Annotated in this window: 10 protein-coding genes; 5 read left to right on the plus strand and 5 right to left on the minus strand. The window is 44.3% G+C overall.

The window, feature by feature from the left end; translation table 11 throughout:
* Positions 1 to 112 precede the first annotated feature (112 nt).
* Together uraA and BBA02S_RS18465 are read right to left on the minus strand one after the other, a co-directional pair.
* On the minus strand, positions 113 to 1,384 hold the full coding sequence (gene uraA, locus BBA02S_RS18460) for a uracil permease (protein WP_041095184.1): 1,272 nt from the start codon (positions 1,382 to 1,384) through the stop codon (positions 113 to 115).
* Positions 1,385 to 1,561: 177 nt separating this feature from the next.
* Positions 1,562 to 2,830: a trypsin-like peptidase domain-containing protein gene (locus BBA02S_RS18465; protein WP_052477306.1), complete on the minus strand. Its 1,269-nt coding sequence runs from the start codon at positions 2,828 to 2,830 to the stop codon at positions 1,562 to 1,564.
* Positions 2,831 to 3,219: 389 nt separating this feature from the next.
* Here BBA02S_RS18465 and serC point away from each other — a divergent pair, with 389 nt between their 5' ends.
* From serC to BBA02S_RS18485, 3 genes are all read left to right on the plus strand, one after another.
* Positions 3,220 to 4,305 (plus strand): 3-phosphoserine/phosphohydroxythreonine transaminase, encoded by a 1,086-nt coding sequence (serC, locus tag BBA02S_RS18475; protein ID WP_041095180.1) that lies wholly within the window; start codon positions 3,220 to 3,222, stop codon positions 4,303 to 4,305.
* Positions 4,295 to 5,497 (plus strand): phosphoglycerate dehydrogenase, encoded by a 1,203-nt coding sequence (locus BBA02S_RS18480; RefSeq protein ID WP_041095178.1) that lies wholly within the window; start codon positions 4,295 to 4,297, stop codon positions 5,495 to 5,497. Before serC ends, BBA02S_RS18480 begins: the two co-directional genes overlap by 11 nt.
* 144 nt (positions 5,498 to 5,641) lie before the next feature.
* A complete protein-coding gene (locus tag BBA02S_RS18485) occupies positions 5,642 to 9,133 on the plus strand; it encodes a S8 family peptidase (RefSeq protein WP_041113761.1) in 3,492 nt (1,163 codons plus the stop codon).
* Between the two features lie 195 nt (positions 9,134 to 9,328).
* On the opposite strand, the gene BBA02S_RS18490 is transcribed toward BBA02S_RS18485, so the two are convergent.
* Entirely contained in the window at positions 9,329 to 10,564 is a 1,236-nt protein-coding gene (locus BBA02S_RS18490) for an efflux RND transporter periplasmic adaptor subunit (protein ID WP_041095174.1), read from the minus strand.
* 23 nt (positions 10,565 to 10,587) lie between these two features.
* Positions 10,588 to 11,250: a hypothetical protein gene (locus BBA02S_RS18495; protein ID WP_041095172.1), complete on the minus strand. Its 663-nt coding sequence runs from the start codon at positions 11,248 to 11,250 to the stop codon at positions 10,588 to 10,590.
* Between the two features lie 383 nt (positions 11,251 to 11,633).
* Here BBA02S_RS18495 and BBA02S_RS18500 point away from each other — a divergent pair, with 383 nt between their 5' ends.
* A complete protein-coding gene (locus tag BBA02S_RS18500) occupies positions 11,634 to 12,206 on the plus strand; it encodes a 3D domain-containing protein (RefSeq protein ID WP_041113760.1) in 573 nt (190 codons plus the stop codon).
* Between the two features lie 229 nt (positions 12,207 to 12,435).
* Here the strand turns inward: BBA02S_RS18500 and BBA02S_RS18505 are convergent, their stop codons facing one another.
* Positions 12,436 to 12,717 carry a hypothetical protein gene (locus BBA02S_RS18505; protein ID WP_041113759.1) on the minus strand — a complete coding sequence of 94 codons (282 nt, stop codon included), beginning with the start codon at positions 12,715 to 12,717 and terminating at the stop codon, positions 12,436 to 12,438.
* Positions 12,718 to 13,020: 303 nt separating this feature from the next.
* Between BBA02S_RS18505 and BBA02S_RS18510 the strand changes: the two genes are divergently transcribed.
* Positions 13,021 to 13,812: a LysM peptidoglycan-binding and 3D domain-containing protein gene (locus BBA02S_RS18510; RefSeq protein WP_041095167.1), complete on the plus strand. Its 792-nt coding sequence runs from the start codon at positions 13,021 to 13,023 to the stop codon at positions 13,810 to 13,812.
* Positions 13,813 to 13,883 lie beyond the last annotated feature (71 nt).

The following is a 13,883-nucleotide window of genomic DNA, read 5'->3' on the forward strand; positions in this document are numbered from 1 at the left end:
GTGGAAAGCAACACGCTTCCATTCATCAGCACAATAAAAAAGACTCCAAGTAAGCTCGACGTTCATCGAAGTTGCTTGGAGTCTCAAGCAGCTCAAACACTGCTTTTTTTATTTATTCGTAGTCATTTGAGATTTTTAGCTTATCAATAATTGTAAAGAAGATACTGACGAGAATGGCGATGACTGTCGCAAGAGCCATTCCTTTTAATTCAAAGTCCTGAATTTTTAAAGTGGCGCCGCTAAGGCCAATAACGAGCACAACAGTCGTTAAAATCATATTGGTCGCCTTAGAATAATCCACTTTCGATTCCACGAGCATCCGCAAACCGGATACAGCGATGCTTCCGAACAACAGGAGGGAAAGGCCGCCCATGACCGCCGCTGGAATCGTGGAAATTAAAGCTGCCAGCTTGCCGAGAAACGACAGGATAATAGCCATGACGGCCGCTCCGCCGATTACCCAGGTTGAATACACTTTCGTTAGAGCCAAAACGCCGATATTCTCCCCATAGGTCGTATTCGGCGTTGAGCCGACGAAGCCGGAAATCACGGTTGAAATCCCATTGCCGAGTAAAGAAGTGCCAAGGCCCGGCTTTTTCATTAAGTCCCGGTCAACGATATTTTGTGTAACAACCAGATGGCCGATATGTTCAGCAATAACAACGAGAGAAGCCGGCAAAATGATCATAATGCTGGACCAGTCAAACTCTGGACGGTAGAAGGTTGGCAAAGCAAACCAGGCCGCTTCTTTGACCGGCTGAAAGTCAACAAGCCCATAAAAGACAGCAATAATATAGCCCGCTACAATGCCGATAAGGATCGGAATAATCCGCAAAAATCCGCGGAACATGACGTTGCCGATAATGGTGATCCCAAGCGTCAGCAAGGAAACGGTAATCACATCCCGATCAGGTATCCATTTGGCCGGATCGGCATCCCCTGATGGAATCAATCCTGCCATGCCGGCAGCAACTGGCACTAACTCAAGACCGATGACGGCAACAATGGCTCCCATAGCTGCAGGCGGAAAAATAACATCCACCCATTTTGTTCCGACTGCCCGAATAATAAGCGCGACTAAAATAAAGACAATCCCTGTAGCAATGAAACCGCCAAGCGCCATTCCATAGCTTTTGGTTGATAAAACAAAGAGCACCGGTGAAATAAAGGCAAAGCTGGAACCGAGGTACGCAGGAATTTGGCCTTTACACAAAATGAGATAAATTAACGTTCCAACACCATTCATTAATAAAATGGTGGCCGGATTGATCCCGAATAAAACTGGGACAAGCACCGTTGACCCGAACATCGCGAACAAGTGCTGCAAACTAAGCGGGATCATCGCCGGAATTGGCGGCCGCTCATCAACTTGATAGGTACGCATAAATACCCTCCCTTTATCCAACACAAATTGTAGCTATTATACAGCAAGTCGGCGTGGGATTTCTATAAGAAATTAAAATATTTATGAAAATCAGGAGGCTCCCTCTGTTTAGTCTAGTGTATTACGGACAAACCATTCCTATGAAAAAAATCACCATCCAGAGATGGCGATTTTCAATTATTCGCTAGTAGTTTCTACGGGGATTCCCGCTGCCATCAAATCATTTTCATCAAACAGCCCATCCCCATTGATATCGACGTTGACATCATTGACATCAATCACTCCGTCTCCATTTATATCGCTAATGCTGCTGGCTCCATCATCTGCAGGCGGCTGCCAGCTGTCGGTGCCTGCATCCGGCGCGTTCATATCCTCCTCATATATTTCAGTGGCAGGAGAGTCTTCTTCGTATGTATCTCCTTCACCTGCCGGCTGTTCCGGCACGTCATATTCCTCATCGTACTCATTATCGTCTGTTTCTGGAGCCGCCTCTTCCTCATCGAAATAGCCCTCTTCCTCCCAGAAGTCCTGATAAAAGAGGTCGCCATTTTCATTGTAGAATAAGGCACTGACTTCTGCTTCTGTCATTGGTTTCTGAATCCATTCCTGAATTAGGCTATGAATGCTTTTTACCGGGATGCTGAAGCCGATCGCGTCTTGGCCCATTTGTTTAGCGGAGTTGATGGCAAGCACTTTCCCGGTTGTTTTGGACACGAGAGGACCGCCGCTGCTGCCGGGGGCGATAGCAGCAGACGTTTGATAAACGCCGTCATAGGAGAAGTCCCCGATATAAAAGCTGCGGTCTACACCGGTAATATGACCAAGAGTCGCCGTGTTTTCAAGCGAAAGCGGGCTGCCAAAAGCGATTACCTCCTCACCGACTTTGGCTTTGCTGCTCTTTTCAAGTGAGAGCGGGATCTGTCCGGCTAGGTCAGGCACCCGAATGACGGCGACATCCACCGTATTTGAATAACCGATAATTTTCCCGTCATGGGTGTTGCCATTTTTATCTTTTACACTTACTGCATGAGATCCCTCGACTACATGAGCATTCGTCACGACGTCCCCTTGTTTATTGACAAGGAAGCCGGAGCCTTGGCCGGTATCTGTGAACAGCGTATATACTTTCATCTGCGCTTCTGCAATAATGTCTGTTAAGGCTTTTTGTTCTTTTTTCGATAGGTTTTTTGGAAGAGCAACAGTTTGCTTGGCCGTTTCAGCGGGCGGCTGATTCGTTCCTTTGACTGGAGCTATAGCGGTTTCTTTTGGTGTTTCTTTGCCGGATTCTGAAAACATATAGATGATCGCCCCGGCAAAGGCAACAATACTGATGAGGCAAAGAGTAAATAAAAGCTTCACAGGGGAAAAGGCTTTCTTCTTTGATCCGCAGCCAGGGCAAAAGCGTGCTTGGCTGCCCATATTTGATCCGCAGCGCGGGCAATACATAGAAAACACCTCCATAATAGTAAAATAGTTTCATTTATTATTATAAGCAATAAGCATTATATAAGGAATAAAATATAGGAAAAAAGTCTTTTTAGGAAGCGGCAAAAGAAACAGCCATTCTCTTTTCTGTTTTTTAAGGACGTTTTCTTGAAGAGGAAGAAGAGAGAGAAAAGAAAGAGAAGGCGAACGAAAATATAAAAAAGACAAAAAATGTTCGTAATTTTTTCGAGGCGCTTTAGTAAAGCAATGAAAGCGGTATCAGCAAGAAAGATAAGGAAAAGTTGACGGACCGCCCCTTGATAAGTAGGAAGGAATAATTTATAATTCATGAATATTATTAATGTATAAATTTTCAGATTTCCAAATTTAAAATGAATGAGGGAGTTCACGTGAAGAGAGTATACAATTTTTCGGCAGGACCTTCAATGTTGCCGCTGCCAGTATTGGAAAAAGCACAAACAGAATTAGTCAATTATGCAGACTCTGGTATGTCAGTCATGGAGTTAAGCCATCGTTCGGGATTATTCACAGACATCATTACCGGGGCGGAGCAGTTGCTGAGAGATTTAATGAACATTCCGGATAATTATAAAGTACTGTTTGTTCAAGGAGGCGCTTCGCAGCAATTTGCTATGGTGCCGCTTAACCTGCTTTCAAACAGCAAAAAAGCGGATTATGTGAACACCGGTTCATGGTCTAAAAAAGCGATTAAGGAAGCGAAGAAGTATGGAGAGGTTCGCGTTATTGCTTCTTCAGAAGATAAAAACTTCAGCTACATTCCTGAAGTAACGAGCAGCATGATTGATCCGGAAGCGGATTATGTACATATTACGACGAACAATACTATAGAAGGAACAGCCTTCCAAAACATTCCTGATACAGGCGGTGTGCCGCTTGTCGCAGATATGTCTTCTAATATTTTATCGGAAGAAATTGATGTATCGAAATTCGGTTTAATTTATGCGGGTGCTCAGAAGAACATTGGTCCGGCTGGATTGACGGTTGTCATTATTAGAGAAGACTTGATCGGCCATGCGCCGGAAAGCTGCCCGACAATGCTGGATTACAAAACGCACAGCGAAAGCGGTTCTTTATATAATACACCGCCAACGTACGGCATCTATATGGCCAAGCTTGTATTTGAGTGGCTGAAGGAGCTTGGAGGATTAAAGGAAATGGAGAAGATTAACCGGAAAAAAGCAGAGCTGCTTTACGGTTTTCTTGGTCAATCAGCTATGTTCCAATCTCCGGTTCAAGAAGACAGCCGTTCCATTATGAACATTCCTTTCGTGTCGCCATCTGCTGAACTTGATGCGGCATTCGTGAAGGAAGCCAAGGAAGCGGGACTTGAAACATTAAAAGGCCACCGCTCTGTTGGCGGCATGCGCGCAAGTATTTATAATGCCATGCCGGTTGAAGGGGTCGAAGCCCTGGTTGAATTTATGAAACACTTCGAAGAAAAACATGCACAATAAAAGGGGAGACGGACAGTTGTTTACTATTCAAACGCTAAATAATATTGCCCAATGCGGCTTGAACGTTTTTGATGAAGAAAACTTTACGATCGACAATGATAGCCAAAATCCTGATGCCATTGTTTTGCGCAGCTTTAACATGCATGATATGGAAATCGGTGATAATGTGAAAGCTGTTGCCCGTGCCGGTGCAGGTGTAAATAACATTCCGGTCAGCGATTATACAGAACGCGGCATCGTTGTTTTTAATACACCGGGAGCCAATGCCAATGCAGTAAAAGAGCTTGTGCTCACTTCTTTGATGGCTTCTTCTCGTAACGTATTTGCGGGCATCGCCTGGACGAGAGATCTTCAAGGCCAAGGAGACCAAATTCCGAAGCTTGTGGAAGCCGGCAAAAAGCAGTTTGTCGGAAAAGAAATCAAAGGAAAAACACTTGGTGTCATTGGTCTTGGTGCTGTCGGCGCGCTTGTTGCCAACGATGCACTCGACTTGGATATGGATGTCATCGGCTTTGATCCGTTTATCTCTGTAGATACAGCATGGAATTTATCCCGCAACGTTCAGCGTGCTATGACGATTGAGCAGCTGTTTGCAAACAGTGACTACATTACCGTTCACGTGCCGCTGACAGACAACACAAAAGGCATGTTCAATGAAAAGGCGTTTGATATAATGAAAGAAGGCGTGCATATACTGAACTTCTCCCGCGGCGAGCTTGTGAACGAGCAAGACATGGCCGTTGCACTTGAAAGCGGAAAAGTTGGCAAATATATTACGGACTTCCCGAATGAAAACGTCTTGAAAATGAAAAACGCTGTGCCGATTCCGCATCTTGGCGCTTCTACGAAAGAGTCAGAAGAAAATTGTGCTATCATGGCATCTCGCCAAGTAAAGGATTTCTTAGAAACAGGGAATATCAGAAACTCTGTGAATATGCCAAATGCATCTATTCCTTATACAGGAAAGCGCCGTGTAACTGTTTATCACCGCAACATTCCAAACATGGTTGGGCAAATTACTTCTGCTTTGTCTGATTACAGCTTAAATATTGCGGACATGGTGAACAGAAGCCGTGGTGATTATGCTTATACAATGATTGACATTGATAATAAAGTCAATGGCGATGTCATCCCAGGATTAAAGGAAAAAATCGGCCAAATTGAAGGCGTAGTAACTATCCGCGTCATTTAATAAATGAAAAATCTGCAGCCGCTCTAGAAGCGGCTGCAGATTTTTTTTGTGAATGGAAAAAATATATAAATAAATGAAACTATTTCCCTTTCTTTTACGTTATTATTAAATGGGTAAACAAAAAAGTTAGGAGGATAACATAAAATGAGAATGTGGAAAAAGGTGCTGGCCGCCGGGGTTTCTGCGGCGATGGTTTTTCCGACAGCAACCGGCGCAGCTGTACATAATGGAGAAGTCCATGCGATTAAGCAAGCTTCTGAACAAGTGCCGATTACTGCGGCAGCTTCTGAAAAAAACAAAGAAGCATATAAGAAACTGAAGGAAATGAATGAACTGATTGATACGGATACGTTAGTTATCAAATACAGCAAGCCGCTGGGCAAAAGCGTTCATAAAAAAGCGGGAACAACTCTCGTCCGCTCACTGCCCCAGCTTGGCTATGATGTAGTCCGCGTGCCAAAATCCAAAAAAGTAAGCGAAGCGGTGAAGGTATACCGCCAGCAAAAAGGAGTCAGTTCTATCACTCCAAGCGTGAAATACAAACAGTTTGCTGCGCAAGGTGATCCGAAGAAAAGCAAAATGCATCATTTACCAATGCTGAATATTGATAAATCCCTTAAGCTCGCCGGCAAACATAAAGTAACAGTGGCAGTGGTAGACGGAGGTGTTGATTACAAGCACCCGGATTTACAAGGACAACTGCTGCCGCCGTATAATGCAGCTAATCCGGCAAGCAATCCGGTTCGCGATATGCATGGCACCCATGTGGCAGGAATTATTGCTTCTAAAGCGAACAACGGCATTGGCGGGCATGGGGTAAATCCGAATGCCAAGATCTTGCCTGTGGATGTTTTCAATGGCAAAACGTCAGCTAATGACTTTACGATCGCTGAAGGTATTTTGTATGCGGTGTCCAAAGGCGCTGATGTCATTAACTTGAGTCTTGGCGGCTTTGCTTCCTCGCCTCTTGTGGAAGAAGCTGTTCGAGAAGCCATTGACAGCGGGGTGGTCGTTGTGGCAGCTGCCGGTAATGAGGCGACAGATATGTACTCCTATCCTGCCGCCTATCCTGGAGTGATCAGCGTCGGAAATATTGACCGCAATAAAAAGCTGTCTGACAGCTCTAACTTCGGTCCTTCTGTCGATGTAGTTGCACCTGGAGAAGATATTTATAACACAGGCTTTGAAAAGGACGGGAAGGGTTCCAGCTTTGCTTCATTAACGGGAACATCTATGGCTTCGCCAATGGTAGCCGGAGTCGCTTCTCTGTTAAAGTCCAAATATCCGCAGCTGACAGCCTATGACATTGAAAATATTCTCGAAAGAACGGCCACTGATCTGGGTGCCAAAGGGTATGATACAAAGTATGCGAACGGATTGGTCAATCCGCTGGCTGCCCTTTCCTATGATATTAAGAAACTGCCAAAACAGCCGGTAGTAACAGGAGACACACTGATCCGTTCTGCCAAGCCGCTGAAGGCTGGCAAAAACACGCTGAAGGGCCAGATTAAGACACCTGGGGAAACACATTGGTTCAAAGTGGATTTAAACGAAAATGAACATGTTCAGACAATCTTAGAAGGAAGCAGTGACTACGATTACGGTATGGATTTTTACTTTATTCCTGAAGGAGCAGAGTCTGAGGAAGGCATGCTGATGGAGCATAACAAAGGCCGTGCCGGAGAGCAAGAAGGCTCTTTATTTACAGCTGAAGAAAAAGGCACACTCGTGATCGGAGTAAAAGACGTCAATGGGAATTACAACGCCTCCGGTTTATCAGCTTACACATTTACAGCGGAAAAGATTACTGGACTAAAGGCTGATCCTGATACGTCGGAGAATCCGGTGAAAATTACTTCGCTTCCTTACAAAAAAGGGGACTTTACACTGTTCCCGCAAGAGGCAGGTGCTCCGGACTACGATCATTTCACCATCGCAGTCGATGAAGCGAAAGTTGTTTCCATCTCTTTATCCGCTTTGCCTGGAGTCAATTCAGCGATGAGATTGTCGGTTGTCACTCAGGATGAAAAGGAAAGAACAGAGGAAATAGTCGCTGAAGCGGATGATCATGGCAGCAGCCAAGGAGAATCCCTTTCGTTCAAAGCCGTTCCTGGAGTAGAGTATAAGCTCGCAGTCACAAATGAGGCATTTGGCGGCATGGAAGGTATGGGCTCGCTTCTTGATATGTTGACAATGAATCCGGGAGATATGGAATTCGGTGATTATACGGCATCCGCTTATCCGTATGAGTTAAAAGTAGAAGAAAAGCAGCTTCCTGAAGATGAAGACGGCTTGCCATTTAAAGAGGACCTGGAAACAGCCCTTGAAGAAGGCAGCCTGAGTCCTGAGAAATACGCGGAAGCCAAGGCAGCCGCTGCGTTAGACGGCACGATTGATGAAGAAGAACCGTCTGAAGAAATGGACGATAAGCTGACAAAAGCCATTCTGGCGAATGCAAGACCTTATACGCTCGGAAAAGACCTGTCCGGCTATTTCCAAGTAGAAGCCGATGAAGATTACTATTCTTTCACTCCGGCTCAAAACGGTGTGTATGAGTTTGATGTGCAAAAAGGCTCAAGCCAATTTCCGGTAGTGTCCATTCTCCAGCATGATAAGGAAACAGGAGAGTTAATTCCTATCTCCGGCGGAGAAGACGACATGCTTGGCGCGATTATGGCCATGCTTGGCGGCAAGCAGACGAATCAGACGACAATCGCGCTGAAAAAAGGGGAAACTTACATTTTGCGTCTAGCAAATGAAATGTATAACATTTCAGCAGACCCTTATACGCTTCGTTCAAAGAAAGCGGCTGATACACCGAAAGAAGCGGATCAAGACCAAAGCGTTCCTGAAAAAGCCCGTGTCATGAAGTCAGGAGGAGCTTATAAAAATTACTTTATTTATCCGGGAGAGACTGATTTTTATTACTTCAAAAACGGCAACAAACAGGACGTTTACCGTTTGAACATTGATCAAGCAAAATTAGCGGCAGCTGAGAAGGCTTTGCCATATGCTCTGCGTCAGCCGGCGATTTTTGCCGGAGCTTTGATTGAAGATACAAACGGCAATAAGGTAATAGATGAAGAGGAGCAGTTAAAGGCCATTCCATTCGGCCCTAACCTGTTTGAATTATCATTTGAGACAACAGCTAACTTGTCCTTTATGGCGAAAAAAGACACTGGTTATTTCTTGGCCGTCAGCTCGCTGATGTCTATGAAGCCAAGCCTGCAGCCATACGAAGTAAAGCTGGCTGATATGAAGGATGCATTGAAAGACGGAGATGGAAAAGTTGTGAATCATGTTCCGCAAAAGCCGCTTTCTTTGAAGAAAATTGATGGCCAGCTTGGAGCAAGAGGGTATATCAACGCCGGCGTTCCGTTTGGCGATGTCGATCACTTTGCTTTAAATGTAACGAAGGATAGACAGTTCTCATTAAAGCTTGAAATGGAGCCGGGACTTGATGGCAAAATTGAAATTTACAATGCCAAAGGTGCCCTTGTTCGCAGCTTTGATCATTATGGAAGCGGCGATGAAGAGCTGGCGGTTATCCAGTTGAAAAAGGGAAAATATTTCATTGAAATCAGTGAAACTGAAGGCCGTGCCTCAGCGCAGCCATATAAGCTGACTGTGAGATAAGCTCAATCAAACAAATCGCCCAAAGCGAGGGATCTTTCCTGCGCTCTGGGCGATTTTTCATGTAAGCAGATCGTGAAGGGGAAAAGGGAGTGTATGGACGAGCCGCTTGTTCCGCACAACAAAAAAGGCTGCGTGCCAAACTCAATGAAAATCGAGTTTGGCTGCAGCCTGAGCAGCGGTCTTCTTCTCTCTTTTTTATGATAATATGCCCATGATCAGAAGTTTCAGCCGTTCTGTTTTCGACAGCTTCTGGAACTGTTCTTTTTTGATGGCTGTATAATCTGCCGGTGTGATAAAAGCGCCTTTTTCTATCACCAGCTCATCAGGGTTAGCGACTACTTTTTCGCCGGCTTTTAAGCCGCTTTTAATTTCCTGAATGCCATCAACGGCGAGCCCTTTTTTAACGGCTCTTTTTTCAATTTTCCCCTTCTTATTTAACACAAAGACATACGTCTTGCTGCCGGATTTCATCAGCGTAGAAGCGGGAACAGTCACAGCCTGTAATGCTTCTTTCGTGACAACCGTCACATTTGCTTTCATGCCCGGAAGGAGTTGGTCTGCCGCTTCATCCATATTGCTCTTATCAAGCTGGGCAGTGAACGGATACAGGCTCTTTCTTTTCACAGAAGGTTCTTGCTCGGGAAACCTTTCAATGGAAGAAATTTCACCGTGAAAGGTAACCGGGAGCGGATCGACAGAAGCGTGGATAGCCAATCCTTCCTTCACCTGATTCATTTGCTGTTCATTAAAGACGCCTTGGATCGCTGCTTCCGGTGAACGGATGGTGATAATCGGATTGTTCAGCTCAGAATTCAGCTTCTTGACAATTCCTTCTTTTTCACTTCTGACGACAAGGTTGCTTTTTTTAGATTCGGCTTGTGAAATAAGCGTCTCATATTTGCGAATCTCTTCTTCCAGTTTTTCTTTTTCGGTTTCTTGATCGATAATGTCCTTTTCAACCGTTACTTTGGCGGCACTGTCTTTTTTATTGTCTTTTTCGTTATCTCTGTCTTTTTCTTCTCTTTCCAGTTTATTTAAAATGGAGTTTAATTTAGAAATTTGTCCGTCAATAAGCTGGATCTGTTTTTCAGTTTGTGTTTTCTCTGCTTCTAGTTCTTTAATTTCCTGTTCGATGCCTGATGATGAATATTCAAATAGCGGGGTGCCCGCATCCACCTTCTGGCCTTTTTCTACGAGGAATTTCAAAAAGGTTCCTTCGTTTTTATCAAAATAAACCGGGTATTCATCAGCCGGGGTGATCACACCGGTTGTCTGGAAGGTTTCAACCACATCATCTTTTGCTGACTGATTCCACTCCGAAAGCCACTGTGACCGGTCGGCTTTGCTGTCTTCTTTAAAGGTTAAATAAAGGTTGCCGGCAACAATCAGCGCACTTGCTGTTAGCCAGACTGATTTCTTTACTTGTTTCATTTATTCTGCCGTCTCCTTCGTTATTAAAATAAGCGGTCAACTTGGATGGATGTAAATAGGGTAGAAAAGAGCCAGAGTGCAAGTGTTATCACCAAGATTAATACGAGTACAAATTTCGGGCTTCTTTCGGTGCCTTGCTTTAGAAATTTATATTGCAGGCTGATCGCCCAAGCTTGGAAAAGAGTAATGAAGCTGAAAAAGCTCGTTACTAATTCATTTTTTGTTGCATACTGGGCAAGTACGCCAAGTGAAAACGGAGAAGAGTCTCTTGGAATAGCAAGCGTTACGTTCAACAGAATTAATAAACAGAATTCTATTAAATAAATAACGTAAACGAATGATTGCAAGACAAGTAATTTACGAAAATCCACTTCTAAAAAAACCCAAAATAAAAGCGCAGGCAGAAACAAAATAATTAGCGGATATAGCAAGCCCCAAATGGTGCTTCCCATCGCAAACCATAATTTTTGTCCCTGAATGTCCGCGTTGCTTCCGGCTGCAAAATAGGCAGATACGGGTTCCGAGTGGATGCCTAGCAAGCCGCTTAAACAGTATAGAGCTGTGCTGATGATTATTAATAGAGAAAGGCGACTCCATAGTCCTTTAATTTGTTCCGCATGGTTCAGCTGATAGAAATGATTGCTTGGCTGAAACAGCCCTTTAATTAGCTGCACACGATAAACCATCTAGAATCCTCCAATGAAGTAATATAAATTGACATCTTTTCTTATTATATACAACTCCCTCTCTCTATACCAATATAATCTAACAAAATTTGATAAGAAGCGAGCCGTTTTGAGGAGGCAATAAATGAAGAAAAAAGCAGGGGAATGTAACAAATCAGTAAAATAACCAAGAAGAATACAGGGCGATTTATGAAGTTAAAATTCGACAAAGTCCTTGTCAAACAGGCAGTTTGCCGGTTTTTGAGGAAGGGTTAAGTTATCAGAAAATTACATCCTTTGAAATATGCGTGTAAAGAAACAAACATGCTAGTGTAATAGTCTCGTTATAATTACGTGATAGAATGAAGCACATGTTACGGAAAAAACGAGGAGGTCTTTCATTCGTGAAGAAAGCTATTATGTCTTTAGTTGTTGCTTGCGTACTATTCAGCGCGTCTGCTGTAGATGCAGCGTCAGCTAGTCACACAGTACAACGAGGAGATACATTATGGAGCATTGCACGAGAGTATAAGACGACTGTGAATCAACTGAAGCAATGGAATAACTTAAAATCAGAAAACATTAAAGTTGGCCAAAAATTGGTCATTCAAAATACAAACGCACCATCCGGCAACAAACCGGCACCAAGCAAACCGGCACCAAGCAAGCCAGAAGCAGTGAAATCTGCTAAAGTGCTGACAGTGAAAGCAACAGCTTATACCGCTTCTTGCAAAGGCTGCTCCGGTATTACAGCGACCGGCATTAACTTAAAGAAAAACCCGAACGCAAAAGTGATCGCGGTTGATCCGAAAGTCATTCCGCTCGGAACGAAAGTTTATGTAGAAGGATACGGCGAGGCAGTAGCCGGCGATAAAGGCGGCGCTATTAAAGGCAAGAAGATTGACGTCCATGTTCCTACGAAAAAGCATGCCACTCGCTGGGGTGTAAAAACAGTAAAAGTAGAGATTTTGAAATAAATAGATTGTAAGAGAAGGAAACCCGCAAACAGCCGGGTTTCCTTTTTTTATTTTGTTTTTAAATGGGGTCTGCTGCTTTCCATTCCAGGCGCTTCGCTTTCCGCGGGGCGGGCGGTGAGCCTCCCCGGCGTGAAGGCGCCTGCGGGGTCTCACCTGTCCCGCTGACCCCGCAGGAGTCTGCGCGCCTTCCATTCTAATCAATAGGATGCATCAAAAGAGGACAGTCGTATCACCCTACTTGTTTGAAGATGGAACCATTCAACTGTCCTTTATTTTGCTTTTGAATAAGGTCTGCTGCTTTCCCTTCTAGGCTGCTTCGCTTTCCGCGGGGCGGGCGGTGAGCCTCCCCGGCGTGAAGGCGCCTGCGGGGTCTCGCCTGTCCCGCCGGAGTCTGCGCGCCTTCCATTCTAATCAATAGGATGCACAAAAAAGAGGGCAGCCGTATAGTCATATCTGTTTGAGCATGGAACCATTCAGCGGCTGAATTAGTTGCGAGAATTGTCTTATTCATTTCACTTAGATTACAGGACTTAAGAATCTGTCTTTTTGTAACACGGGCGTTATATAAGACCGGAAAGCGTAATGGCTTCTTAAAAACATTACACTGCTTGGCGTGATACAATGAATTTCGTCAGCGGGTAATCGGGCGATTGACCTGGCTGTTTATATATACAAACTTTTTCCATTTGCAGTGCCACTGGACGCAAGATTTTAAAAAAGTTTCTTGCAGGCGGTTGTTTCTTATTTTCCCTTTTAATTGGAAATCTAAACTGGGAAGTTACCGCGTGTTAGAACAACAGGAGGTTTTTCTATTATGAAAAAACAAATTATTGCACTTGCAGCTACTACAGTGATCGGCGGAGGTCTATTTGGAACAGCTGCATCCGCACAAACATATACAGTACAAAGTGGAGATACATTATGGGGCATTTCTCAAAAAAATAATACAACTGTTCAACAAGTGAAGTCTTGGAACAATTTATCATCTGATTTGATTTTCCCTAATCAAAAATTAGAAGTCGGCGGAAGCTCTTCTGGTACGGCTTCTGCAGCAACAACAAGCAGCAACGGTACATACACCGTTCAACCGGGAGATACACTATTTAAAATTGCTTCTAAGCATGGCTTATCTGTACAATCATTAAAAGCCATTAATGGTTTGTCTTCTGACAGAATTTATGCTGGCGACAAGCTTTCTCTTTCTGGATCAGTAAAAGGAGTATCCACATCAAGACCGGCGCAAGCACAAGCTCAAGAAGCGCCAGCAGCACCTGCGCCAGCTCAGCAAGAACAACCAGCACAACAAGCGCCGCAAGGAAAAACACTTTCTGTTACAGCGACTGCTTACACAGCAGAATGTTCAGGCTGTTCTGGTGTAACAGCAACAGGTATTAACTTGAATGCTGACCGCAATGCAAAGGTCATTGCTGTAGACCCTAACGTTATTCCGCTCGGTTCAAAAGTATATGTAGAAGGTTACGGAACGGCTGTCGCCGGTGACACAGGCGGAGCAATTAAAGGAAATCGCATTGACCTGCATGTGCCGACAGAATCACAAGCGCGTGACTGGGGCCGCCGTACGGTGAATATAACAATTTTAAACTAATAAAATCAGAAAAGAGGATAGCTGAAAAGCTATCCTCTCAGTATGTCGACAAAAGGGGGTTCGGAATGAGA

Source organism: Bacillus badius NBRC 15713 (assembly GCF_001591605.1).
Lineage (GTDB): Bacteria > Bacillota > Bacilli > Bacillales > Domibacillaceae > Pseudobacillus > Pseudobacillus badius.

Bases quoted from the DNA above. Each gene is read 5' to 3' on its own strand.
- uraA (WP_041095184.1), bottom strand. From the start codon at position 1,384: ATGCGTACCTATCAAGTTGATGAGCGGCCGCCAATTCCGGCGATGATC.
- BBA02S_RS18465 (WP_052477306.1), bottom strand. From the start codon at position 2,830: ATGTATTGCCCGCGCTGCGGATCAAATATGGGCAGCCAAGCACGCTTT.
- BBA02S_RS18480 (WP_041095178.1), top strand. From the start codon at position 4,295: ATGCACAATAAAAGGGGAGACGGACAGTTGTTTACTATTCAAACGCTA.
- BBA02S_RS18485 (WP_041113761.1), top strand. From the start codon at position 5,642: ATGAGAATGTGGAAAAAGGTGCTGGCCGCCGGGGTTTCTGCGGCGATG.
- BBA02S_RS18490 (WP_041095174.1), bottom strand. From the start codon at position 10,564: ATGAAACAAGTAAAGAAATCAGTCTGGCTAACAGCAAGTGCGCTGATT.
- BBA02S_RS18495 (WP_041095172.1), bottom strand. From the start codon at position 11,250: ATGGTTTATCGTGTGCAGCTAATTAAAGGGCTGTTTCAGCCAAGCAAT.
- BBA02S_RS18505 (WP_041113759.1), bottom strand. From the start codon at position 12,717: ATGAATAAGACAATTCTCGCAACTAATTCAGCCGCTGAATGGTTCCAT.
- BBA02S_RS18510 (WP_041095167.1), top strand. From the start codon at position 13,021: ATGAAAAAACAAATTATTGCACTTGCAGCTACTACAGTGATCGGCGGA.